The organism is Paenibacillus sp. FSL M7-1455, from assembly GCF_038004655.1.
Taxonomy (GTDB): Bacteria; Bacillota; Bacilli; order Paenibacillales; family Paenibacillaceae; genus Paenibacillus_AQ; species Paenibacillus_AQ cookii.
Genome location: NZ_JBBORO010000001.1, coordinates 3,639,892 through 3,666,288, shown reverse-complemented (window position 1 = coordinate 3,666,288; position 26,397 = coordinate 3,639,892). Strand labels below are relative to the sequence as shown.

Genomic DNA, 26,397 nt, shown 5'->3' with positions numbered 1-26,397 from the left:
CTCACCTTCTCATTTTGTTGGAAATCCAGATTTTCGTTACAAGCAATGCCATCAAGCCCAAAGCAGCGTAAACGGACGCCGGGAAAAACACGCTTCCAAGAAAATCGAGGAACAGTGCATCACTCAAGGGCAGCACAACGACAACGATCATCAGCGCGCCGTATAGGATGAACCACGGCAATCGCTTGCCCGGTTTCCAAATGTCAACCATAATAAACAGGGCCAGCGAGACGCGAACAAACGTGCCGGAAAGCCACTGGTAGATGGAGAAGAAATCAAGGTGCGAGATATATTGCCCGAGTTGAACCAAACGCCATTGCTCATAAGCAGGGTAACGCTGATTTGCCGCCTCAGCAGGTCCAAACACGGCGATGGAACCCATCAGCGGTCCCAGAATCAAACCGGCCAGCAGCACATTCACGAACATGAGAGTGCCGAATCGAGGTCGTTTGGTTAAATGCTCCTGATAAAAGAGAATGCAGATTAACTCCAGTAGCCCTCCCGCGGCATATATAACGCCTTTCCATACAGGCTCCCACCCAAATTCGATGACTGGAAACAGCAGGCTGTAATCCTTGTACTTGTAGTTGGCTGTCATCACAAAATCGCCGAGCACGATTACAACCGGGAGCAAAATGCCGGTGACGATTGCAATTACTCGCAACCCGGCATACGCTGCCAAAAGATTGCAAGCGACTCCCGCAAGCACCAACGCCCAAGCCGGCGTCTGCGGCAAATAGGAAGCAATCGTCCATGTTATAGTGTCTCTTAGCGAAATGGTGCCCATAACGAACATAAAGAAAGTGAAAAAAACGAGCATACCGTTTGCCGGCAGTTTTCCAAAATGACGATACAACCAGATTTTAATCGGCGTCCCGTTCATGTTTTTGAGAATATAGGATAAACATACGATCCAGACTGGCGATGCTGCCAAAACGGTTAACACGGATACCCAGGCATCTCTTTTGGAAGCAGTCAGCAGAAGAGGGATAATAATCACGTGATTCAGAATGCCGATAGCCATCAGGATCAACATGTATCCCTGGAGCAACGATATTTTATGATTGACCGGTGCGATATCCATCACCACTTTCCGAATGAACCTCTTCTTATGCTTTCCAAATTTCCCCTTGCTAAAACAACGTGCCTGGATAGGACTAGAGCCTCTTGATTCAGCCGATTAGCAACGCAGGCTGACGACGAAGCCCGGGGAGTAATGAATGAAGTGAACGAAGGCGAATCCGACGAAAGGCAAGGAATTGGACCATTTCTGTCGAATATGTCCGTAATGTGTGGCCATGATTGGCGAAAATTGCAAATGAATGGACGATTTTTTTACTGCATGTTACGGGTGTCTTTCAATAGGCGTGCGAAGGAGGCAAGCCCAATGATTCGTGTGTTGCTCGTGGATGATGAAGAAGATGCGCTCAATCTGTTGGAGATTTTGCTCGGACAAATCGGGGATGTCAAGGTCGTCGGAAGGTTTGTGAATCCGGTTCGGGCGATCGAAGCTTTGGACACGACGCCTGTGGACGCCGTTTTCCTGGATAATCAGATGCCGGGCATGACGGGCATGGAGGCGGCGAGGAAAATGAGGGACATCCAGCCTCAAATGCCGATTGTGTTTACGACGGCGTACGCGGAGTATGCGGTGGAAGCGTTTGAAATTCAATCGACCGACTATCTGCTGAAGCCGATTGCGATGAACAGGCTGCAACATGCGGTGTCGCGCATCAAGCAAGCTGTATCCGCGTTTCGGGCCCGCCCGGACGCCAGCGTCCGTCCTTTGATCCGATGCATGGGGGGCTTTTCCATTGGGCTTCCTCATGCCGATAATCGGCTGCTCCCCTGGAAAACGAACAAGGAAAAAGAGGTCTGCGCTTTTTTGATCCATCACGAAGGGACGCCCGCGGATACCGCGCTCATCATTGAGTCGATTTGGCCGGGGTACGATGTGAAAAAGGCGAAAACCTATTTGTATACTTGCCTGTCCTACTTGCGGAGAAGCTTGCAGGAGCATGACGTGCCCATAAGCGTAGAAAAAGCCGGAAACGGGTTCGCCATCCGGCTGGACGGGGCGGCTGCCGATGTGACGGCTTTCGAGGGGATGCTGGACGACATTTTGTCGGCGGAGGAACCGGATGAACGGTTGTACGACAAGATCAACGGGTTGTACAAAGGCGAATATATGGAGGGCTGCGATTATAGCTGGGCTGTATCCAGGCAGGAGGCAATCAAAGCGAAGTATATCCGTTCGCTGCGCTGCATGCACCGTCTTTTTCGCAAGCGGGGCCGCGCGGCGCTCGCGGCGGACAGTTTGCAGCGCGTGCTTGCGATTGCGCCGGATGCCGAGGCGGACGGACGTGAGCTCATCCGGCTGCATCTGGAAGCGGGAAACCGGAATGAGGCGCTGCGCGTCTATCGGCAGCTGGAGCAGGTCATTCGCGATCAGCTCGGGGTCGCGCTGGAAGAGGAGACGGTAAGGTTGCATGGGCAAATGGGATGGTCTGGGTGAGCGGACGATGAGAAAAAAGATTGCAGCGGCGATCGTAACGCTGGCCATATTGGCCGCAACATACGGCATGTTTCTCGTTTATTTCTCGCTGGGCGGGAAGCAGACGCCAAGAGCGGAAAACGGATTTCTCGATTTGACCGCGTGGCGGTTCGCGGACGATGGCGTCGTTCCATTGGACGGCGAATGGGAGTTTTACCCGGACAAGCTCCTCTCTCATAAAGATTTCGCATCCTCCCCAACGAATGAAAGCGGCCTTTCGCCGGAGCGGATCGAAGTGCCGGGATCGTGGTCGAATCGAATGCAGACGCTCGGCGTGGCGACGTACCGTTTGCAGGTCAAAGTCGGCGATTCTGCGTCCGTTTACGGGCTGAAAACATCGTCGATCCAAATGTCCAACCGCATCATCGTCAATGGCCAGGTCGCGGGCCAAAGCGGGAATCCGGCGGAAAGGCGGAACTATGAAGCGGTGAACCGGCCTTATGCCGGCTATTTTACGTTAAAGCCCGGATGGAACGAAATCATCGTGCAGGCGGCCAACTATGATTTTCCCGCCAGCAGCGGCATCAACGAATCGATCGATCTGGGATATGCCGCGCAAATTTCCGGGCTTCGCGACAAGGCGCTCACGCACGACTGGATTACGTTTACAGCCTTTCTGATGATGGGATTGTATTTTGTCGGCTTGTACTCCCAACGGAAAAACGATTATTCCCTGATCGTATTCGGGATGGTGTGCGTGTTTTTCGCCCTGTTCACCAGCACGCGCGGCGAAAGAGTGTTGTTCAGCCTGTTCGGCTCCGTTCCGTTCTGGCTGTATCTTCGCATTCAGATGGTTTCGGCGCTTGGCGCAGGCATGGGATTTCTCCTGTACGTGTATACGGCGTTCCGTCCGTTTTGCTCCCGATGGTTGATCCGGATCGGGGTGGTCGTCGGGATGGTTCTGGCGGTCTGGGCGATCGGCTTCATTCCCCGGTTCGCGACGGATCTGTTCCGGCGACTGGTCACGATCTACGCCACTTTCCCGCTGCTGTATGCGATTTATGTATTCGTCCTGGCGGCTTTCCGCAAAGTGGAGGGAAGCCTGTACCTGGCCGTCGCCGCGATCGCCCTGAACGTCTATGCGCTGGTGCAAAATCTGAACGTTTATTTCGCCGTACCGGTTGATTCGGTGCCGCCGTTCGAACCGTTCGTGTTCCTGCTGATGCTGGCTTTGCTCATGTCGCTTCGGTTCTCCAACGCGTTCCGGAAAATCGAAGAGCTGTCCGTTCAATTGTTGAAAGCGGACAAGCTGAAAGACGAGTTTCTGGCGAGAACGTCGCATGAGTTCAAGTCGCCGCTGCACGGCGTCATGCATATCTCCAGGTCGATGCTCGACGATTCCCGTCATCCGCCGACGGCGGAGCAGCGCGAGAAGCTGCAATTGATTGCGAGCATCGCCGGCAGGCTTTCGCAGCTGGTGTACGATATTCTGGATTTTTCCAAGCTGAAGCAAGGCGAATTGTCCGTTGATCCGACGCCGATCGATGTCCGTTCGGCCGTCGAGATGCAGGTGCGCATCTATTCGTTTCTGTGCGCGGACCGCAACAATCGGCTCGAGAACCGCGTCCCCGAACATTTGCCCTATGCGCTTGCCGATGAAAGCCGGTTCAGCCAGATCGTCGGCAATCTGCTCGACAACGCGGTCAAGCATACGGAGAACGGAAGCATCGTCGTCACAGCGGCGGAGAATCGCGGCATGATTGAAGTTTCGGTCCAGGATACAGGGGAAGGCATCGAAGCGCAGAACATTCCGCACCTGTTCGAAGCGTTCCAATCGTTTGACGCGCCGATGGAGCGCCGCGGCTTCGGGCTCGGGCTGTCCATCGTCAAACAACTGGTTGAACTGCAACACGGAACGATATCGGTATCTTCGACGAAAGGCGCCGGCACGACGTTCACGTTCACCCTGCCGATCGCAGGCAGCGGCGGGAAACCGGAAACGGCTTCCCGGGCAAGCGGACATCCGGTCAAAGCGCCGGAGTACGCGCTCGCGACGCCTTATTATTTGAATCAAAAAGGGAAGCACACGGTTCTGATCGTGGATGACCAATTCCTGAATCTGAAAGTATTGATGGATGCGCTGGAGCCCCTTGGCTATAACGTCATTGCCGTCAAAAACGGCTACGAGGCGCTCGAGCAAATCGGCAAACCGAACAAGATCGATCTCGTCGTTCTCGACCTGATGATGCCGGGCCTGTCGGGGTACGAAGTGTGCCAGGAGATCCGCAAAAGCTGGACGCTGCCGGAGCTTCCCGTGCTGATGGTGACGGCGGCCATTGGGCCTCAGGACAAGGTGGCGGCGTTCGAGGCGGGTGCGAACGACTTCTTGCCGAAGCCGTTCGATCTGGCAGAGCTGAAGGCGAGAATCGGCAGCTTGCTGGCGATGAAGGAGTCGCTCGCCAAGGCGGTCGATCTGGAGGTGGCGTTTCTGCAATCGCAGATCAAGCCGCATTTTTTGTACAACGTCTTGAACAGTATTGTCGCTTCCAGTTATACGGATGCGGAACGTTCGCGAAAATTGACGACGGATCTGGCCGATTATTTACGCGGCAGCTTCCGCTTCAGCAATGCGGAGCATCGGATCACCTTCGAAGAAGAGTTCAGCCTGATCCGGACTTACGTCGAAATTGAAAAAGCGCGCTTTAAGGATCGCTTGCAATTCGAATATGACATTGCGGAAGGGATGTTCCGGGTGAGCCTCCCTCCCCTGCTGCTTCAACCGCTCGTCGAAAACGCGATTCGGCACGGGATCGGCCATCGGATCGAAGGCGGAACGGTAAAATTAACGGCTTATGAGGCGGAGGGCGAATACCGGTTTGTGATTGAAGATAACGGCGTCGGCATCGAGAACGGGTTGCTCAGTCAACTGCCGGTTTCCGGTTCGGACAGGCGTCAGGGCGTCGGTCTGCTGAATATCAACAAGCGGTTGAAATACGAATACGGCACGGGGCTGCAGATGGAAAGCGAGCCGGGCCGGGGAACGAAAGTGACGGTGCGGATTCCGGCGGAGTCGGCGTGAACGGATGTTTTTAAGGTTTTTTTAAGGTGTCGTTTCGTATAATCCAAAATGACACAGTCTCTGTCGAATTTTGGAGGTGCGAAACGAAATGAGCAAAAACTTTGTACAGCGAATAGTATTGTCGGCATGGGTGCGTCTATCCCTGGCGACATTGATTGCGATCAGCGGAATGTTCCCGGTGCTGCAGACGATGCGGGTGCAGGCTTCGTCAGATCCGGTTGTCTTCTATGTGTCGGTAACCGGCGGCGTTTACTCGCAGGACGGGCTAAGCTGGGAAACGGCGTATCCGGGTACGATGCTGCAACCTGTGATCAACAATGTACCGGATAATTCGCAAATATGGGTCGCAAAAGGGACGTATTATTCTACGGAAGACATTGATTATGAAGAAAATCCAAGCGACCCCCGAACGAAGACGTTCCATTTGCGGAACGGCATCGCCGTGTACGGCGGTTTTGCGGGGACGGAGGACAGCCTCGCGCAGCGCGATTTGACCAACGAAGAGAATGCGACGATACTTAGCGGAAACTTGGGGGACCCGGATTCGGATGCGGACAACGCGTATCATGTGTTCTATCATTCGGTGCTCGACTCTACCGCGGTATTGGATGGTGTCACGATCACGGGCGGGAATGCGAATGGTTCAATCCCCAATGATACTGATTCCGGCGGCGGGATGTACAACAAGAATGCCAGCCTGACACTGACCCATGTAACGATCGGCGGAAATACGGCATTAATCTTTGGGGGTGGGATTTATAACGAAGGCGACGAAGGCGGAAGTCCGATACTGACGGATGTAGTCGTTCAAAATAACTCCTCAACAGATAATCTTTCTGTCGGCGGCGGGATCTATAACAAGGGCGGCAGCCCGATGCTGACGCATGTGACGATTAAAGGGAATCGATCCGCTACCGGCGGCGGGATTGTAATGCCACCGGAAGCAGCATGAATTTAGATAATGTGATCATCAAAGAAAATACCGCTTTTCTCTATATGGGTGGCGGAATCGCGAGTCAGCAGTCCGGATTAACCCTGGCAAATGTGACGATCAGCGGAAATACGGCAGCTTCTTTCGGCGGTGGCGGGATATTCAGTCTGGGCGACAATTTATCCATGACGGACGTAACGGTCAGCGAGAATATAGCCACTTTTAAATTAATGGGAGGTGTTACATATGAAAGAGAATAAGATTTTTGGCAAGAGATTTTGCCTGTTCATGATGATAGCGTATTTGATGACGCTTTTGGTTCCTGGTGAGGTGATTGCAACAAGCGGCGGTACGATCAGCACGGTGGCGGGGAACGGAACGGCTGGCTCTTCCGGAGACGGAGGAGCGGCGTGGATGGCTCAGTTAAATTATCCGTATGGAGTGGCGGTGGACAGCGGCGGAAATCTCTATATCGCGGATACTTTGAACCACCGGGTTCGGAAAGTGGATGCGTCCGGGAACATCAACACGGTGGCGGGGAACGGAACGGCTGGCTCTTCCGGAGACGGAGGAGCGGCGGCATCGGCTCAGTTAAATAAACCGTTTGGAGTGGCGGTGGACAGCGGCGGAAATCTCTATATCGCGGATACTTTGAACCACCGGGTTCGGAAAGTGGATACGTCCGGGAACATCAGCACGGTGGCGGGGAACGGAACGGCTGGCTCTTCCGGAGACGGAGGAGCGGCGGCATCGGCTCAGCTAAATAAACCGTATGGAGTGGCGGTGGACAGCGGCGGAAACCTCTATATCGCGGATACCTTTAACCATCGGATTCGGAAAGTGGATGCGTCCGGGAACATCAGCACGGTGGCAGGGACCGGAACGGCAGGCAATCCCGGAGAAGGCGAGTTCGCAACATCGGCTAATATAAAGTATCCGTATGGAGTGGCGGTGGACAGCGGCGGGAATCTTTTTTATGTCGCGGATGATGGTAGCAGCCGGGTTCGGAAAGTGGATGCGTCCGGGAAAATCAGCACGGTGGCAGGGAACGGAACGGCTGGCTCTTCCGGAGACGGAGGAGCGGCGGCGTTGGCTCAGTTATATCTCCCGTATGGAGTGGCGGTGGATAGCGGCGGAAATCTCTATATCGCGGATACTTATAACCAACGGGTTCGGAAAGTGGATGCGTCCGGGAACATCAGCACGGTGGCGGGGAACGGAACGGCTGGCTCTTCCGGAGACGGAGGAGCGGCGGCGTTGGCTCAGTTAAATTTCCCGTTTGGAGTGGCGGTGGACAGCGGCGGAATTCTCTATATCGCGGATACCAACAACAACCGGGTTCGGAAAGTCGCTGCCGAACCGGTGCCTGCCAGCGGACTGACGGTCACGGCCAGCGACGTGACGGGAGAGGGAACAGACGGCGAGACGAAAATCAGCGTCGCGGAGACGGTGGGAACAGGCCATAAATTCGTCTATAAAAACTTTGAAGGAGCGGCAGTGAGCGTACCGAACGTCGGCGACACCTTGAGCGGTTATACCGATCTGCCTGCGGACGGCATCATCGCGGCGGCGAACGACGACAAGATTGCCGTGGCGGAAGTGGACGGCAGCGGCAAGGTCGTGAAGTTTGGCCAGACGACGGCGGTGGTGGTGGCCGAGCCGGTGCCCGCCAGTGGGCTGACGGTCACGTCCAGCGACGTGACGGGAGCCGGAACGGACGGCAAGACGAAAATCAGCGTCGCGGAGACGGTGGGAACAGGCCATAAATTCGTCTATAAAAACTTTGAAGGAGCGGCAGTGAGCGTACCGAACGTCGGCGACACCTTGAGCGGTTATACCGATCTGCCTGCGGACGGCATCATCGCGGCGGCGAACGACGACAAGATTGCCGTGGCGGAAGTGGACGGCAGCGGCAAGGTCGTGAAGTTTGGCCAGACGACGGCGGTGGTGGTGGCCGAGCCGGTGCCCGCCAGTGGGCTGACGGTCACGTCCAGCGACGTGACGGGAGAGGGAACAGACGGCGAGACGAAAATCAGCGTCGCGGAGACGGTGGGAACAGGCCATAAATTCGTCTATAAAAACTTTGAAGGAGCGGCAGTGAGCGTACCGAACGTCGGCGACACCTTGAGCGGTTATACCGATCTGCCTGCGGACGGCATCATCGCGGCGGCGAACGACGACAAGATTGCCGTGGCGGAAGTGGACGGCAGCGGCAAGGTCGTGAAGTTTGGCCAGACGACGGCGGTGGTGGAAGCAAATCCTGCTTCGCCACCGACCTTAACAGCAGACAGCACCAACAATTACACGACGTTTGCCATCGAGATCACTTTCATCGACGATGCGGCATGGCGAAGCGCGATCACGGCAGTGAAAGACGGCAGCAAGACTCTGAATACAACGGACTATAGCATAACAGCAGGCAAGATCACCATTAACGCGGGCGTACTCAGCGCGGGTTTCCACACCGTCACGGTCGTGGCAACCGGTTATGCGGATGCCGTCGTGACGCAGAACGTGAATCTGCAGGATCGGCCTGCCAACCCGCAGAATCTGACTGCGACTGCGGGCAATCGTTTGGTTAACTTGAACTGGAATACAGTGACGGGCGCAACTTACTATAACGTGTATATGTCTGAAAAACCAAATGCATACGGCGAAACTGCGCTTGCGACCGTAACCGGGGCGACCTACCAGGTGCAAAATCTGACGAATGGCATGACGTATTATTTTGTGGTAAAAGCAGGCAACCCGGGAGGGTTGAGTGCGGAATCCAACGAAGTCCATGCAACGCCGGCCACCGTACCTGCGGCTCCTACAAATGTTGTGGCTACAGCGGGAAACGGCAGTGCAACGGTTACCTTTACCGCTCCAGATGACAACGGCGGAAGCGCGATCACCGGATATGAAGTGTTCGATTCTAATGGAAACAAAGTCGCGACAGGAAGTGCGGACGCAACTTCGATTACGATTACCGGATTAACCAACGGCACCACGTACACATTCACGGTGAAAGCCAAAAATGCAACAGGCTCCAGTGATCCATCGACACCTTCAAACGCAGTCACACCGCGAGCACCATCGAACAATCATCATGATGACGATGAGGAGACTGGATCGCCGTCTCAACCGGCATCGCCAGTACCGCAACCTGCGAATGTGGGAGTAGATGTACTTGTGAACGGAAAGACCGAGAACACGGGGACTTTAGCGACCGCTGAAGTGAATGGCCAACGTGTGACAACCGTTGCAGTCGATGAAGAAAAACTGCAACAACGCCTTGCGGCCGAAGGAGCAGGAGCTGTAGTCACGATTCCCGTTACGTTGGACAGCGATGTTGTCGTGGGCGAATTAAACGGCCGAATGATTAAAAATATGGAGAACCTGCAAGCGGTAGTGGAGCTTCGCACCGAGAAAGCGACTTATACATTGCCTGCGGAGCGAATCAATATCGATGCGATTGCCGAGCGATTCGGCCAAAATCTCGCTCTGCAAGACATCAAGGTGAAGATTGAAATTGCGCAGCCTGACACAGATATCGTTCGCATCGTCGAGAATGCGGCCAATCGTGAAGGATTTGCGCTTGTCGTGCCGCCGCTGGACTTCAAAGTGACCGCCGTCTATGGCGATCAAACGGAAGAAGTGGCGAGATTCAGCGCCTATGTTGAGCGCACGATTGCGATTCCGGAAGGTATCGATCCACAGCGAATTACTACGGGTGTGGTCATCGAACCGGATGGTTCGACGCGGCACGTACCGACCAAGGTGATTCAGATCGACGGCAAATATTACGCCAAAATCAACAGCCTGACGAATAGCACGTACTCGGTCGTATGGCATCCGCTCGAATTTGACGATGTGGCAAACCATTGGGCGAAAGATGCGGTCAACGACATGGGATCGCGCATGGTCATCGAAGGCATCGGAAACGGCCTGTTCGATCCCGGCCGGGACATTACCCGCGCGGAATTTGCAGCGATCATCGTCCGTGCTTTGGGACTCAAGCTGCAGAGCGGAACGAGCTTCTTCTCGGACGTGAAAGAATCGGATTGGTACAGCAGTGCGGTTCGCACCGCTTATGCGTATCATTTGGTGGGCGGGTTTGAAGACGGCACCTTCCGGCCGAATGACATGATCACTCGCGAACAAGCGATGGTCATCCTTTCCAAAGCGATGACGATTACGAACTTGAAAGCCAGACTTCCTGTCCAAACCGCAGACGTAACACTTCATACGTTTGGTGATGCAGCTGAAGTATCCGCATGGGCGCAAAGCAGCGTTGCGGACAGTGTTCAGGCTGGCATAGTATCTGGAAGAAGCGGTACTGCGCTTGACCCGAAGGATTACATGACCAGGGCTGAGGTTGCAACAATTATTCAGAGACTATTACAAAAATCTGGTCTGATTTAAGTTGGAATCGGGTTCATTTATCAATAAACGTTCGGAATATGAATATGTTACCTAATTCCATCGTTCACCGGCATCGCCGGTCATTGGGGCGAGTGCTCAATCATTCGCGCAGCGACGCAAAAGTTGGTGAGCGGCTACCCGGATGGAACGTTCAGGCCAAACAACTCGGTCACACGTGCCGAATTTACGGCTATGCTGGTTGGGGCGCTTAAACTGGACGGCACAGGCGTGGCGCTTGATTTTACGGATCAGGCCAAGATCGGGGCTTGGGCGAAACGAGCGGTTGCTCTCGCCGTGCAAACGGGGATCGTCAGCGAGTGCGAGGACGGCAGCTTCCGGCCTGATGCGCAGATCACCCGCGCGGAGATGGCGTCGATGATTGCCAATGCGCTGAAGGTGCCTTTTGACGCGAATGCACAAACCGGCTTTGCCGATGACGAAGACATTCCGAACTGGGCGAAATGCGCGGTCGGAAGCGGTAGTCATGCTACTCAGAATGCTGGAAGTTCGGGAGCAAGAATAAATCAATAAACATCAAGGGCAGACCTAACATGATTTTACTCGGTTGGGTCTGCCCTTTCTTTTGAAGTCGCAGAGCAATCCATTTATGAGACTGTTCCAACGAATGTGGTCATCGCTTTCGAAGGGATGGCCCTTTTTCATCTTAATAAATATTCTTCATTACTTTTGTATGACAGCACCATCATAATAACAGATTGGCTTTCTTCTCGCAGCGGTGTTGCCATGTGAGGATGGAGCTGATATTTATGTATCCCCATTTGCCTATATTGTTAGGCCGCAATCATTTTATGAATTTGTTCTACGGCTTTTAATACGAACACATTCGGACTTTGCCGCAATGGAGAGTTGGCATGCTCTGCGGCAAGGTCTTTTTTGTTTTTTTCAGCTATTGCACGTATGCATAAAAGGTAGCGCTGGCTGTCGTTCTCCCCCCCCCCCCCCCTCTGTTTTGGTTTGCCAACAAACCAAAATGGAGGGACATGAATGAAAAAGATGAATTTGCGGGATATGTATCCTTTTTTTAAGACGGATGTATGGGTTGATGTAGATGAAGAAGTTGTCCATGAAATCCGCCGCTTCGACTTGGAAGAAAGCGCCTACAGGCTGCGAACGTATCGCCATCGGGCCTATTATTCGCTCGATCGCAACGATGGGATTGAGCAGCATGTTTTATTTCTTTCGATTTCACCGGAGGAGTATTACGAGCGCAAACTTTCACGGCAGCAACTTTATGAAGCTATGTGCCAGTTGCCGGTGAAATCCGCCAGACGGATTTACGCCCATTATTTCTTGGGTATGGGCAAAGTCGCTATTGCCAGAGCCGAGCATGTCGATGAGCGGGCGGTTCGTAAATCTATCCAAAGAGGCTTGAAACAAATGGAATACTTGCTCAAAAACATGTAATCGTTTCGTTGGAGGGTCCGATTTTCCTGCCAAAATGAACGGTTATATAGAGGACCATGTTCAGACAGCGGCTGGTTGCAACCAGCCGCTGCATTCTCCATGAAAGGGGTATGTGACGATGCATCCGATTCGATTTCGAGATGAGGAACACGAGAGGTTTTACGTTCAGATGCTGGTTGAAGGGAAATGCAGCGATGGCTACCACCGGGCGCTATTCTATACATTGGGCATTTCCCGAGAAACCAGGAGTCATATCCGCGATTTGTATGATTTGTCTAATGGCGGCATTAAGCCCGAAGGTCTTTCGGCCCCTTGGCAAACCGGCAGTACCATTCGAGTGTGTCGGCTCGCCTTTAATTTATGGAACGGCTGGACCGAAGCAGGAGGCGAACGTTACTCCACTCCCCACGAAATATTCGATTGCAGCTATGCCCCCTACTTTTTTGAAGCGATTCGTCTTCGTTATCCCGATTATTGCCGAAGTCACGAGAGAACGATCAAACGGCTGGCCGAACAAATTCGCTGAATGGCTGCCAGCGACGGGAGTGGAATGGGACGATGAAGGAAATTAAAACGAGGAATGTTGTGAAAGACATCAAACGTTTGGACAGATTCCCAAACGTGTTGGATCGTGTAAATCGTTCAAGCGATCGTGCCAAGCGGCAAGTTGAGAATGACAAGACGACTTCCTCGTCTCCAGTTGAATATGCGCAGCGCCATTCCGCAGCGGCTACGAAAAAAACGATACGTGCCCAAATGGGGATGAGTCTGCGTATCAACAAGAGATTGATTCGGCACATTCTAAAAAGGCGGTCGTTGCCAGATGGTGATTCTGTCACAAGTCAGAACCCGATTGATGTTAATACGGAGTCTTCGATTACGCGTACACCGCGACTTGCCCGTAGCATACGTCTCCGTAAGCCGGTTAATGGAAAATACGTTTTGTCATCTGGCTCGCATTCAGGGAAACAACGTTTTATACGAAGCCGTGTCAATGCCCGGCTTCTGCATCGTTCACGAACAGGCAGCTATCCTGACCGGATGCAGAAACGGGATATCGGACATCCAAAACCGGTCGGGAAGAAGGAAACATTCTCCGCCGCGGTATCTCGTTCAGCAAATGGATACGTGCAACCTTTAAACCGAGTCCCGTCTACTATAATGAAACAATCAGGTCATACGATCAAACGGAAAGTACGAAATTTCAAGACGTTATCGCCATTTATAAAAAATGGGCATCGGCTAGAGCACGCTAACAATCATTCGGATGCTCAAACTGAAGGGAAAATGAATGCCGTCAAGGAAGCACAACGGGATGCGCAGATGGCGATGTCTGCCCGCCGGTCCATTCAAACCGCGCGAGCTATCGCGAGATTGAATCGCCTTATCATTAAAATGGTTGTAAGAGCTACCGCCCTGCTTGTCAAGGGATTGACGGGGCTTTTGGGGATCAGCGGTTCGGTGATTGTATTGTTGTGCATTGTCATGGCGATAGCCGCTGTCATTTCCTCTCCTTTCGGTATCTTTGTGTCTGGTGAAAATACGGATGCCGATGTAAAGCCGCTTACCCGAATCGTTCAGGAAATAGAGGATGAATTTGCCGCCCGACTGGTAGATATACAGCAATCCGCTGGCAATGTAGACCGGGTGGAATATCATTATCCCGGCAGCGCGGACAATACACGAATCGATAACTGGATGGACATTATCGCCGTCTTTGCCGTGAAGACCGTCACGGATGCTGAAAACGGAATGGATGTGGCCACGCTTGATGCAACAAGAATCGGTATCATTCGATCGGTATTTTGGGATATGAATTCGCTGGAATCTCGTGTTGAAACGATAGAACATAAGGAAACGGTTACGGTCGAACAGGAGGACGGGAGCACCAGCGAAGAGACGGTTACCCGATATGAGCGCATTTTGCATATTACGGTCATTAGCCAAACTGCGGAGCAACAGGCAGATATATACCGCTTTACAAATGAACAGATGGAATTAATGAAGGAAATGCTGTCCGAGGAGTTTCGCCCGCTCATGTATGCAATACTTGGAAAAGATGCGGATATTGGTTTGACGCCGGAGCAACTTGATTTGGTTCAACAGCATTTGCCCGATGGTGAACTGGGCAGTGAAGCCGTCAAATTGGCGCTGACTCGTCTAGGCGATCCGTACAGCCAACCGAAGGCCGGTCAGGACAACTATACGGATTGCAGCTATCTCGTCCAATGGGTGTATCGTCAGTTAGGCATTAGCTTGCCGCGAACCGCCGCGGAGCAGGCCAGATTTTGCGTGGAGAATGGCCTGACCGTAAGCGCGGCGGATTTGGTTCCGGGCGATCTCGTGTTTTGGAGTTACGAACGGAACGGTAGATTTATGGATATTACCCATGTTGGGATTTATGCGGGAGACGGCAAAGTAGTGGACGCTTCCTCAAGTCGGGGGCAGGTGGTGTATCGCAATCTGTTCGATTCGGACAAACAAGTGTTGTTTGGCAGGCCGTATCTGGCGAGTGGTATTAACCGGTGAGGTAATCTTCCTCAGAACGATACGATGATGATTTTAGAAACCGTCACAAGCTCTTCTTCCCCAGCTACAACCGACATCAACAAAAGATGATAAAGCAGGAATGTTGTCCGGTATTGTCGTATTTATTACTTTGGGCTTACGGACTTCTAAGTTTTGGTATTAACATAAACGCAGAGGAGATGGTCCTATGTATTTAAAATATCTCCATATCAAGAACTTTAGAGCTATAAAAGAGCTAAAGCTTGAATTTAATAAGGGGTTAAATATTCTTGTCGGGGAGAATAACGCCGGCAAATCCGCGATCATCGATGCTTTGAGAATATGTTTAAGTTACGGAAAACAAGCCCGTGACATTTACGTTCGGAGAAGTGACTTTTACATCGATAGGTCGAACCCTGATCTCCTGCTTCCTGACATCGAGTTTCATTTGAATTTTGAAGTAGAGAAAGATGAAGAGACGGGCTGGTTTAACGATTTGCATGCACTCAACGATAATGGTCAGAGTGAGTTGCAAATACATTTTCGATATTACATAGATCGACAAAAATATATAGAAAAAATAAAGTACAGGGTTTGGGGCGGGCATAATGAAGGCCAGCAAATTGAACCCGATGTATGGGATCTACTGTTGTTTGTATATCTCGGGGCATTAAGAGATGCCGAACAGTATTTGAGACCCTCCAGAGGAAATCGTATCGGACAGCTCTACATGAATCTGAACGAGGACAGCAATAAAAATCGAATTGATGAAGATAAGCGTAAGGAACTGGCCAGAAAAGTAACGGATGCTTTGAAAAACAATCAAGAATGGACAGATTTAATTACCACCGGAAAAGAAAAAGTTAACGAACATTTAAAGCAAACAACCTTTCATGGAAAAGGACAAGAAGTAGAGATCGACTTTCTTCCTTACGAGTTTAAAGGCATAGTCGATAATCTTCGCATGCAAATTCCTGTTTTCAACCAAGAAAATCTGCAAACCGATTCTTCAAAGCAAGAGTATTTTGAACTCTATCAGAATGGACTAGGGTATAATAACCTGATATATACTGCAACTGTTCTCGGCGATTTAAAGAACAGACAGCAAGTCGAACCTGAGACCTATATTGCCCTGTTAATCGAAGAACCGGAAGCTCATCTGCACCCACAGTTGCAAAACTTATTCTTCAAATATCTGAATGAATTAGACAAGATCGGATTCCAGCTTTTTGTTACATCGCATTCTCCGACTATTACTGCCAAAGCCGATTTAAATGCGCTTATCGTTGTGCAAAATCAAAAGAACAATATTTCGGCGTTGTCAATTAAAAATTCTGACTTAAAGGATGAGAACAAAGCGTTTTTAGCCAAGTTTCTGGATGTAACAAAGTCGCAATTATTTTTCGCTAATGGAGTCATCTTTGTCGAGGGTATTTCCGAGGCATTGCTTTTGCCTGTTTTTGCAAAATTAATGGATAAAGACGGGAAGTATGATCTGGATAAAAACGGGATTGAAATTGTGAATGTGAACGGCGTGGCCTTTGAGCATTTTGGAAAGTTGTTTAACTCTACGGATGAAGAAAAGAGACTGCATGCAAGAGCAGCTATTATAACGGATAGTGATCCTAAATCAACTGGAGAAATTTCAGAGAGGGCTGTAAAAGCTGTGGCTATGCAGCAAGGGCTTTTAAAAGTGCAGTTAGCAAAAGTCACATTTGAACATGATTTGTTTCTAGAGGACAAAGCGAACAGGGATTTGTTGCTGAATATCTATCAGGAGATGCATCAGCGTACTATTATTGAGAAAGGTAGTTCCGATATTCAGCATGCTCGCGAGTTTATGAATAAGCTTGGGACTAACAAGGATAAGTCGGAACTGGCTTATCGGCTGGCAGTGAAACTTGAAGCCGAACTGTTTGACTATCGTCAATCCGAAAAGGAATTGGCTAATAAAGCACACCCAAACGATGCAAATCAAGGGGCAACAAAAATTAACTTTAAAGTCCCTGAGTACATCGCACAAGCAATCAAATGGGTTGTTCAGGATGATGCCGATGTTTAGTTCTCTGTCCTCAGGACAACGCGAGATTGTTTTTGAAAAAACCGGAAGATCTGTCGTCAGAGCATGTCCCGGCAGCGGGAAAACATACTCGCTTGCCGCGAGATTAGCCTATAGAATAAGTAATTGGGATCGAAAATGCCAAGGTATTGCTGCTATTTCCTTTACAAATGTTGCATGGAAGGAGATTGAAAAACAACTTAATGAAAAGTTTGAGATTAGAATACCCGTGCAATATCCTCACTTTTTAGGCACAATCGACAGCTTCGTTAATAAATTCATTTTTTTGCCTTATGGTCATCTCATTATGGGGTGCAGTAGGCGTCCCATCCTTGTTGGTGAACCACATGGTACTTGGACGGGTGGAAAATATGAGAGAGATTATAACCGATACTTTGATGCAGTAAGTTTCAACGCTGAGGATATTGCGATACGTACCAAGAGCCCGACACAATATCATTTCAAATGGTTTAATAAAGATGGCTCCGAAAGTGGTCATGTCAAGCACCTGAAACACATGAAGTATGCTTTCTGGAAACAAGGATTTGCCACACAATCAGATGCCAACTACATTTCAACTAAAATATTGGAGAGTTATCCTGCAGTGGCCAAATCAATTGTGCAGAGATTCCCCGAACTTATGATTGACGAAGCACAGGATACATCGGATGTTCAAATGAAAATCATCGACTGTCTCCTGAATCACGGGCTTGAGCACATTTTGATGATTGGAGATCCGGATCAGGCAATATATGAATGGAATGATGCCAAACCGGAATTATTTATAGAAAAGTATGCTCTTTGGAAAGAAAACTCAATCGTTTTAAACGAAAATAGAAGAAGTTCCCGTAATATCTGCAATTTTACTTATCGGTTATCTTCTTTAGATAATCCATCAGTAGCAGTAAACGAAAATGTGAAAGAATGCGAACTACAGCCAACTATTGTTACCTATAATGCAGACAATTTACAGCATACAATCGATGATTTTCTTCGCTTATGCATTCAGCACCAAATCGATATAAACCGTGAAAAAATTGCTGTATTGTACAGAAGTAAGGGCTTTTACAATCAAATTATAGGTATCGACGGTGCAATGAAGCAGGAAGTCCCTTGGCTCCCCGGAAAAATGTTTACAAGAGAGTTCGCCAAAGGCAAATACTTATACGATCGTAAGCAATTTAAAGATGGTTATAAAATGATTGAGCGTGCAATTTATAAAGCACTTACAGGCAATAATTACTGCTCGGAAAATGACATTGCCGAAAGGATATCAGTGGAAGGTTTTTTGAAATATCGAAAACGTGTTCTAAAGATTCTTCAGTTACTGCCAAAGACTAACGTCGATCTTATGAGCTGGATTAATCAAGCAAATCAGAATTTCAAAATAAATGGCATCAGAATAAAACTGGAAGTTGACTCTTGTTTTGGAGGTCTGACGTTCAATCAATTGTTTGAAACTGCCGAATTATATGCGGAACATCGTGAGTATAGATTGGGAACAGTGCATACCGCGAAAGGCGAGACCTTTGATGCTGTGCTACTTTTTTTAAAGAAAAAGGCCGGCCAGAGAAGTAATTACAGTACGTATATAAAAAATAACACTAGTATTACAACTTGTGAAGAGTTAAGAATTGTCTATGTGGGCATTACGAGGCCGCGTAAACTGCTTGTGCTTGCTGTTCCTGACGAAATTGAAAAGAGAGCATGGGAAAAGAAACTAATTGGAGTATAACAGAGAACTCGTTATGAGTGAAAAATTTTTAGCAATTTTCCGCGAAGTTAAAGTTGATTTTGATCCAATCTAAAAAAGTTTTGGGAGAATTGGTGCATAACCACAAAGAAAGCTACTTACCTAAGTTGGGCTGGAAAAGTGAGGCGATACAAAGCATACAAATTGCTAGCGCATGATACGTAAATGGTTTTGACCATTGTACTGTTGAAGCTAAAACACTCGTCACTGTAGGTTATGTGTGTTGGCGAAGCTGTGACGCTTGAGCAGACGGAGAGCTAGAATGCTGAGCCGAATCATGACCAAATATTCAAAAAATTACTTGGACGTGAAGTGATGCCGAATTCGGTGCGGCTAATTGGCCAGAATAGCCCAAGCAGCGCGGCTATTCCGGCCAATATATCGTCTTTTCCCTTCTCTCCTGGTGTGTATTGTTCAAACCGCAGTGACGAGCGACGCGCCATACCAGAATCTTTGAAATTCTGGGCGATAGTTAGTTTTTAGTAAATTTTATTCATATCAATGTCGTAGCCGGAACTTTTCATCTCTCTAGCTAATGCTATTTTCCAAGCGCCATGACTATCCATATCAACATAAACAACACCAGAGATATCGTTAGGTTTTTCAACATCCCCCTTTACAAGCGCACATACATTTTCTCGTCCTATTTTTCCAATAAGATACCCATGCTCAAAGACCACATTTTGTCTTGCACGAGGTTTTAATTCTTGCTCATCTTTCGACTTCCCGACATCACAAGAAGTATATAATACGATTGCGAATCCAACATTGGAATGTTCTTCGATTTTTTCTATAATTGTCTTTCCCTTGCTTGCTTGTTCGTGTAAAATAATTGCTTCCAAACCCAACTTTTCAACGAATCGTGCTGTTGTATATTTAGCTTCATTGTCATGACCATGAACAATGAAAACTTTTGAAGTATCCAATTCAATCGCTCCTTCGCATTTTATTATGTCAGAGCCCTCTAAGACATATTTGCTATTAAGTACAAAGACATCATGTTTGGATTTTAACACCTTAATTACAAACAAATATTTCTTTTCCTTTTCCACAATGGCATATTCAATTTCAGGTTGCAAAGAAAATAGTTTTAGCGCATTATCAATTACATTTTGAAAATTAAATTTCTGACTGATTCCATTTAAATAAAAACTTTCACCATCATACGTAGCCCCAATGATAATATAACCGAGACCAGTGTTCGCTAATGCACATATATATGTTGCAATAGCACTAGGCTTTAATTGAAATTCTCGACATATTATATTGGCCGTAATTTCCTTCGCGAGTAACTTAGTGATATCGGTATCTAAAGACATTTAATACACCTATCGTATTTTTCTCAATGGAATTTTGTTTATTCCCGTAGTTTTTAGTATTTTCCCGAATGTTACTTTCTCTGGCTCATCCCGACCGTTTTCAACCCATATTTCCCAATCCTTCTCGTAATCAAGTACGTCTTTTTCCGTGTCATAATAAATTATTATTTGGCCAAAGTCAGAAGGTCTAGTAATAAGGTAAATTTCCTCGTTATTTTTCGATATTAAAAAAATAGTCTTGTCAATTTCAATCATATTATCTAAATTATAATCTGGTTTCTTTTTTAAGTAATTCAATATTCTCTCTCTAGATCTGTTCAATATATTTTGCACATAGTCAAATTTAATAGGGTTACTGTCAGATATATGAATAAAGTTTTCAGCAAAGAAGCTGTTCTCTAACGCTCTCTCTAACCCCCTATCCGAAAAGATCCCCGACTGAATCAAAAATTCTTCTGTAATTTTTTGCTTAGCCCCTAAGATTTCGGCTTCTAATGTCGATTGAATTGATAATAGATTTTCCAAAGCCGATTCATCGGTAAGTCCATACTTATTAAGTATTCGATCAAATTTTTCTGCTTTTTCCATGTTAATCGCAATCTCTTCATCATCAATAAGCTTATGTTTATTTTTATATATTTCATGAAATAACTTTTTGGCTTTTTCTTTGTTCTCATTAAACCAAACGAAAATTTTTCTGAATATTACTTTAGATTCCTCGCTCCTAGGATATTCATTAAGTCGTTTTGTTAACAGAACAGATATTTGGTCCGCTACATCCTGTTCCTTCTTCACTCGAGTTTCTGGCAAATCTAAAAATATATTTAGGTCAAGCAATTCTTTTCTGAAATCGTATCCCAGTTCAGCAGAAATGTCTTTTAAAGCTCCGTCAATCTCGCCGTCATCCAAATATAGATCATCTTTTATGACAAATTCACCATACTGGTTGGGCAGAATCGGATTGACACTGTTGTTTAATATATTATCGTAATCATTATCTATCAGGAATGAAATAAAATTGTTTAACCAGCCAAGAGTTTGTGATGTGCTTGTCCACTGCAGGTATTCTGTAAATGCAGAAACACTTCCTGTTTTAGCTATGGTTTGAGCAATCCACCTAATCTGCCTTTTATCAACCTCGTCCCAAATGTTTTCGGACCAGTTATATATTATTCTTTCTTCGTGTATCTCATTGGGATAAATCGCCTTACAAAATTGGTAAATTAATTTTCTCTTGCTTGGAAAATCAGGTGTTTTGGAATATAGCGTTATTAAATAATTGCAAGCGTGCAATATTTTTTCGCGTTTTCCTTCCCTTATTAATTTGTTCATTTCATCTACGATTTCTTCTTGTCGTTTAACTGCATATTTGATTTGACCAGTTGCTACTTTATTATGCACTAAGTAATCCCGAATATCTATTCCTAGTAGTTCCATTACGTTCTTTAATTCTTCGTCGATATTCTTATCAATTTTCAACTCTGATTTTTTCTTAAAAATGCCCTTTTGGTTGGGAATAACTGAATATTGGTCGTTGTTCACATCATTCAAACAATCTTGGTCTAAATTTAATATCTGATAATAAGAATTTAGCCATGAGATGGGATCAATACCTCTAACAAGCGATTTGGCCAAATTATCTATGTCATTTCTCTGATGGATTGAATTAGTAATCACTTTCGATGTAAGCTGGCCCATTTCAGGCCATATAAGCTCATACCAAACATCAATATGAGCCTTCCGTGGTAACATTGATGGTATCCACTGAGACCCTAAATCCCAAATCTTATTTCTTAGATCTTTAGAGGATGCTGAAGGAAACCAGACATTTGCCTTACCATCCTCGCGAAGAATTGTAATTCTCCTGCCGTCTTCGGTATCTACGATTGGAGTATTAAGTATTTTAGATTTAATAGGGAGGAGTACTTCACTATTAAACCATTCTTTTGAAATCCATGCTTGTTCTTTCTGTTTCGGTATTTTTGCAAGTAAATGGATATTCCCCCAGTTTTCCTTTGAGGCATGGTCTAACAAAGTGTTATAGAGCTTTAACGCTTTAAGAATTATTGATTTATTCTCCTCAATTTTTTGCCCTGGGCGATCTGTGAGGTATACACCGTTTCTCGGTTCATTCGGATTAAAATTAGAACTATTTATAACAACAGGAAATGAAAAATCCTCTGTCCCGATTAATGGAAAATCACAAAACAATCTAGGCAATTGCGGATTATACTCTTTTAGAAAGATTCTATCCTCAGCAAATTCAATCTCTACAGCTATAGAAACATCATTTTCAGTTAAAACCGCAATTTGAGTCTCGTCTTCGTCCCACAATTCGCTTTTTGTCACTTTGTAAAGCTTAATATTATCTCCTAATTCACGATGGCTTCTGGACAACTCGTACTGAACGTTCTCATTGGCTATATTGACGGATTTTATCTCAGGCAAGAAGACTAACGTATAAGCCAATGCAATGTGTAGGTCATTTAATCCAGTTTGGGCTACCTTTACGCCACTTTCGTCCAAAACATATCTGAAAACGGTATTGAGACCTTCAGGTGAATAATCATTGTACGGACCTTGCAAATCAATATCTTCAAGTGATGCATGTGAATTGTTCACTGAAGCGATAATCTCATGAATATCAGTACCGCTTCGATCAAGTCTGATCTTGAATTTTTTATATGGTTCATCCAATTCCTTAAGTACACCCTCAATTTCAACTTCTTCTGACAGTAGATGTGTTGTGAGAAAGCCTGTTCCGAATTTCCCTGTTTTTTTCTTGACAGTTTCCTGCGTTGTCCTTTCTTTTGTCGAAACTTGCTCAATCAAAAAGGTTACATTATCCGTCGTGAAAGGTTTCCCGTTATGCTTGAATTCAATAATTTTATTTTCATCATCTACTTTAAAATCAATTTCGATTGTTAGATCGCAATTTTCGTGTGCAACATCTTTAGCATTTTGCAATAGCTCCCATACCCAACGCCGTGCAGAGTCTCCATTTTCATCAAATCTCAATTTATCCATCAAGTCGAGGATTTTCGTAGCAATTGCATGACTGTAAACTTTTTCTTTAGAACGTTTAATCTTTGAAATATACGACATGTTAGATGTCCTCGCTTTCAATTAGAATCAAATCTCAAGGAATCTTATATAAGAAAAAATTATGACTATTCGAAGTTATAAATGTAAAGCAATTCTGCTGGGAGTTTTGATTCGGTACGATGTGAACTTAAGTTGAAATTTTTTTGTTGGAACGAAATTCTCACGGTTTCAACCAAATCGACCTACGAACAAACGAGAAGTCTTTCTCATAATAATACCATATAAATGGGAGATAAGTCCCTATAGGACGTTTGTTGTAAGCTAAATGAAAAGAGATATTCGAAAAGTTTGGTCCGATTTTGCATTAAAAATGAAATGAATAATAGAGGGACATGTTCCGTTCCTCTCAATGAACTTTGACAACCGAATACAATCTTATCCGGTACGTTCCCCGCATGGCCTAGAAGGATAGCCAAATTGCAGGCGCGCCACGACCATTTTGCCGGTTCTTGTTTTTGCATGTCTTGTAGCGGAACCGTCAGAAAGCGAGCGATTTTGCCCATGCAATCCATAAATGGTGGTTCCATTTAAGGCGAAGATCCATGCGGAGGGATAATGATACTTTCGTCCAGCCATAGCTCATCGCAATGGGGGCGGCTTGCAGCGATCCTGGAAGAGGTTTGAAGCCTATGAGGACGGCTAACCACTGTCCGCCGGATAGGGTTAATGGAAGAGAAGCAACCAAAACAGAGGCGGAAACAGAGATGCGCACAAGCGGTAATGTTTGTCGCGCATCTCTGTTTTTCAGCTTTGCTGGATTATTGGGAGGTTTTTATGAACCATAAACTCATCCGGTACAGCATGCAAATCGCTATGATAAAACAATTACTGGCATTATCTTTGATTACCGAAAACGAATTTCATTTGATAAAGAACAAAACGATGCGGGATTACGGCATCATTTCGGACCTTACTTCTTGATTCGCACATTTGTCGGTCCGCCCATCTCTTATTAAACTGATGGCAAGTAAATAAGAATGGAGGACAACATCATGGCTCTCGAAGTAGAAGTAATTAAAGCAAGTAGGAAAATATCCGATCGCAACGCCGGAAAGTTATCGGATGTCCTTCGCGTCGCCCCTTATGCCCGCGTAAGTACCGACACCGAGGAGCAATTGAGCAGCTACAAGTCGCAAGTCGCCTATTACACCGATCTCGTTAGCAAACGAAGCGACTGGGTGCTGGTTGATATTTATGCAGATGAAGCCATAACCGGTACTCAGGTAACGAAGCGCGAGGATTTTCAGCGCATGATTAACGATTGTATGGACGGGAAAATTGATATGATCATCACGAAGTCTATCTCCAGGTTTGCAAGAAATACGCTGGACACGTTGAAATACGTCCGAATGTTGAAGGAAAAGAACATCGCCGTACATTTTGAAGATGAGAATATCAATACGCTGACGATGGACGGCGAATTGCTGCTCGTCATTCTAAGCTCAGTAGCGCAGCAGGAAGTGGAGAACATCTCCGCCAACGTAAAAAAAGGGTTGAAGATGAAAATGAAGCGCGGCGAACTGGTGGGCTTCCAAAGTTGTTTGGGCTATGATTACGATGTGAATACGAAACAGATCACCGTTAATCAAGAAGAAGCCGAAATCGTCCGCTATATTTTTGAACGATATACATCGGGGATCGGCGCTTACGTTATTGCCAAGGAACTGACTGAGGCGGGACATAAGACCAAGTACGGAAGAGTCGAATGGCAGGACACAACCGTTCTTGGTATCATAAAGAATGAGAAGTACAAAGGCGATTTGCTGCAAGGAAAGACATTTACCGTCGATCCCATTTCCAAGAGAAGATTGGACAATTACGGCGAGGAAGATCAGTTTTATGTCAAAAATCATCATGAGCCGATTGTCAGCGAGGAAGTATTTGAGAAGGCGCAGGATATATTGCATCGAAGAGGCGAAAATCGCCGCCGCGGCGCAATAGGCAAGCGGGACAAGTACAGCAGAAAATTTGCTTTCAGCAGCAAGTTGGAATGTGCTTTCTGCGGAAGCAATCTCTCGCGGCGGAACTGGCACAGCGGAACTCCGCACGAGAAGGTGATTTGGCAGTGCGTGACAGCCACGAAAAAGGGGAAGAAATACTGCCCTCACAGTAAAGCCTTGGAGGAAAAGCTGATTGAGGGTGCTTTTGTCGAATCATACAAATTGGTGTGCCGCAAAAATTCGGACGTGCTGGACGAGCTTATGAAAAGAATGGAATCGGTGTTTAGCGACCAGAATAATCAAATGAGACTGAACAAAATTAACAGCGATATTCAGGCCACGGAGCAAAAACGTTGCAGACTGATTGATTTGTGCCTGGATGAGAAAATAGACAGGGCTACCTACGAACAGAAGTATGTGGAACTCGATACTTCGCTCACTAAACTGCTCGAAGAAAAGGAACAACTGGAGCAATCCGCACAAGATGAAATTGATTTGGGAAAGCGGCTTGAGCATTTCCGCAAAGTGCTTCAAACAAATGAGGTTCTGACCGCATTCGACCGAAACGTATTCGAAAGCATCGTTGATAAAGTGATTATTGGGGAGAACTCCAATCAGGAAAGTCCCGAGCCGTACAGACTGACCTTCGTCTATAAGACCGGCTTTCATAACAGCATCCAAAGCAAGATGCATAAGCAAAAAAAGTCCTTGCGAAGTGAAAGGGGGAGAGTGCCTTCCTATTCCGAGAACAACACATGTGGAGTGCGTGTGCTCCTTGATTTATAAGGGGGGAGCATAGAGGCATGAAGGGGAAACGTTGCACGTTTACCCACTTGCCGCCAATGCAAAGAGAGCAAAGACACCCTGTGGGATTGATGCCGCAGGGTTTTATGAGGTAGCTCGGATTCGAGGTTCAGGAATCTCTTGTATGAGCGGGGGAACCCCATGGGAAAAGCGAAGGTGCTGGAAAAAGCAAAAAGGAAAGCAAGAGAAATTAAACGCAACATTTTTGTGCTATTCCTAGCTTACAAAGACCCAAGAGTATCGTGGTATGCTAAGCTATTTACGATAGTAGTTGTTGCCTATGCATTTAGTCCAATTGATTTCATCCCCGATTTCATTCCTGTTTTGGGTTATATTGATGATTTAATTATTGTTCCGCTCGGGATCACGCTAGCGCTTAAGATGATTCCAACGTCTGTCATTGAAGACTGCAGAATAAGGGCGGAGGAAATTGGAAAGAACGGGAAGCCGAAAAATTGGGTGACCGGGGCCATCATTATATTAGTTTGGCTTTTGTTGGCGGTTTGGATAGGGAGCAAGTGTTATAAGTTTTTTGCATAGGATTTGTGTTTCCTTATAGATAAAAAAGCGTGA

The 26,397-nt window shown here is 47.1% G+C and carries 16 protein-coding genes; 13 read left to right on the top strand and 3 right to left on the bottom strand.

Features of this window, described 5'->3' with window-relative positions:
• Position 1 precedes the first annotated feature (1 nt).
• The gene (locus NYE48_RS16825; protein WP_251536731.1) at positions 2–1,084 is read right to left on the bottom strand and encodes a GerAB/ArcD/ProY family transporter; all 1,083 of its coding nucleotides are present in this window, start codon (positions 1,082–1,084) and stop codon (positions 2–4) included.
• 303 nt (positions 1,085–1,387) lie between these two features.
• Between NYE48_RS16825 and NYE48_RS16820 the strand changes: the two genes are divergently transcribed.
• From NYE48_RS16820 to NYE48_RS16770, 11 genes are all read left to right on the top strand, one after another.
• Positions 1,388–2,515, top strand: a complete 1,128-nt coding sequence (locus tag NYE48_RS16820) for a response regulator (RefSeq protein ID WP_251536436.1) — start codon at positions 1,388–1,390, stop codon at positions 2,513–2,515.
• Positions 2,490–5,573, top strand: coding sequence for a hybrid sensor histidine kinase/response regulator (locus NYE48_RS16815; RefSeq protein WP_251536438.1), 3,084 nt, complete (start codon positions 2,490–2,492; stop codon positions 5,571–5,573). Before NYE48_RS16820 ends, NYE48_RS16815 begins: the two co-directional genes overlap by 26 nt.
• 88 nt (positions 5,574–5,661) lie before the next feature.
• Positions 5,662–6,525, top strand: coding sequence for a hypothetical protein (locus NYE48_RS16810; protein WP_251536440.1), 864 nt, complete (start codon positions 5,662–5,664; stop codon positions 6,523–6,525).
• Positions 6,522–6,764, top strand: a complete 243-nt coding sequence (locus NYE48_RS16805) for a hypothetical protein (protein WP_251536442.1) — start codon at positions 6,522–6,524, stop codon at positions 6,762–6,764. Before NYE48_RS16810 ends, NYE48_RS16805 begins: the two co-directional genes overlap by 4 nt.
• Positions 6,751–10,911: an NHL domain-containing protein gene (locus NYE48_RS16800; RefSeq protein WP_340999505.1), complete on the top strand. Its 4,161-nt coding sequence runs from the start codon at positions 6,751–6,753 to the stop codon at positions 10,909–10,911. Before NYE48_RS16805 ends, NYE48_RS16800 begins: the two co-directional genes overlap by 14 nt.
• 42 nt (positions 10,912–10,953) lie before the next feature.
• Positions 10,954–11,442: an S-layer homology domain-containing protein gene (locus tag NYE48_RS16795; RefSeq protein ID WP_328270385.1), complete on the top strand. Its 489-nt coding sequence runs from the start codon at positions 10,954–10,956 to the stop codon at positions 11,440–11,442.
• 474 nt (positions 11,443–11,916) lie between these two features.
• Positions 11,917–12,336, top strand: a complete 420-nt coding sequence (locus NYE48_RS16790; protein WP_062410508.1) for a sigma factor-like helix-turn-helix DNA-binding protein — start codon at positions 11,917–11,919, stop codon at positions 12,334–12,336.
• Between the two features lie 118 nt (positions 12,337–12,454).
• The gene (locus NYE48_RS16785) at positions 12,455–12,862 is read left to right on the top strand and encodes a DUF6075 family protein (RefSeq protein ID WP_251536446.1); all 408 of its coding nucleotides are present in this window, start codon (positions 12,455–12,457) and stop codon (positions 12,860–12,862) included.
• Between the two features lie 32 nt (positions 12,863–12,894).
• A complete protein-coding gene (locus NYE48_RS16780) occupies positions 12,895–14,865 on the top strand; it encodes a C40 family peptidase (RefSeq protein ID WP_251536448.1) in 1,971 nt (656 codons plus the stop codon).
• 187 nt (positions 14,866–15,052) lie between these two features.
• On the top strand, positions 15,053–16,906 hold the full coding sequence (locus NYE48_RS16775) for an ATP-dependent nuclease (protein WP_251536450.1): 1,854 nt from the start codon (positions 15,053–15,055) through the stop codon (positions 16,904–16,906).
• Positions 16,899–18,638, top strand: coding sequence for an ATP-dependent helicase (locus NYE48_RS16770; protein WP_251536451.1), 1,740 nt, complete (start codon positions 16,899–16,901; stop codon positions 18,636–18,638). The genes NYE48_RS16775 and NYE48_RS16770 overlap by 8 nt, the downstream gene beginning before the upstream one ends.
• A 497-nt stretch (positions 18,639–19,135) precedes the next feature.
• On the opposite strand, the gene NYE48_RS16765 is transcribed toward NYE48_RS16770, so the two are convergent.
• Together NYE48_RS16765 and NYE48_RS16760 are read right to left on the bottom strand one after the other, a co-directional pair.
• Positions 19,136–19,975 (bottom strand): TIR domain-containing protein, encoded by an 840-nt coding sequence (locus NYE48_RS16765; protein WP_251536453.1) that lies wholly within the window; start codon positions 19,973–19,975, stop codon positions 19,136–19,138.
• 9 nt (positions 19,976–19,984) lie between these two features.
• Positions 19,985–23,080 (bottom strand): sacsin N-terminal ATP-binding-like domain-containing protein, encoded by a 3,096-nt coding sequence (locus tag NYE48_RS16760; protein WP_251536455.1) that lies wholly within the window; start codon positions 23,078–23,080, stop codon positions 19,985–19,987.
• A 992-nt stretch (positions 23,081–24,072) separates the two neighbouring features.
• Between NYE48_RS16760 and NYE48_RS16755 the strand changes: the two genes are divergently transcribed.
• Together NYE48_RS16755 and NYE48_RS16750 are read left to right on the top strand one after the other, a co-directional pair.
• A complete protein-coding gene (locus NYE48_RS16755) occupies positions 24,073–25,806 on the top strand; it encodes a recombinase family protein (protein WP_340999490.1) in 1,734 nt (577 codons plus the stop codon).
• Between the two features lie 159 nt (positions 25,807–25,965).
• The gene (locus tag NYE48_RS16750) at positions 25,966–26,364 is read left to right on the top strand and encodes a YkvA family protein (protein ID WP_340999489.1); all 399 of its coding nucleotides are present in this window, start codon (positions 25,966–25,968) and stop codon (positions 26,362–26,364) included.
• Positions 26,365–26,397 lie beyond the last annotated feature (33 nt).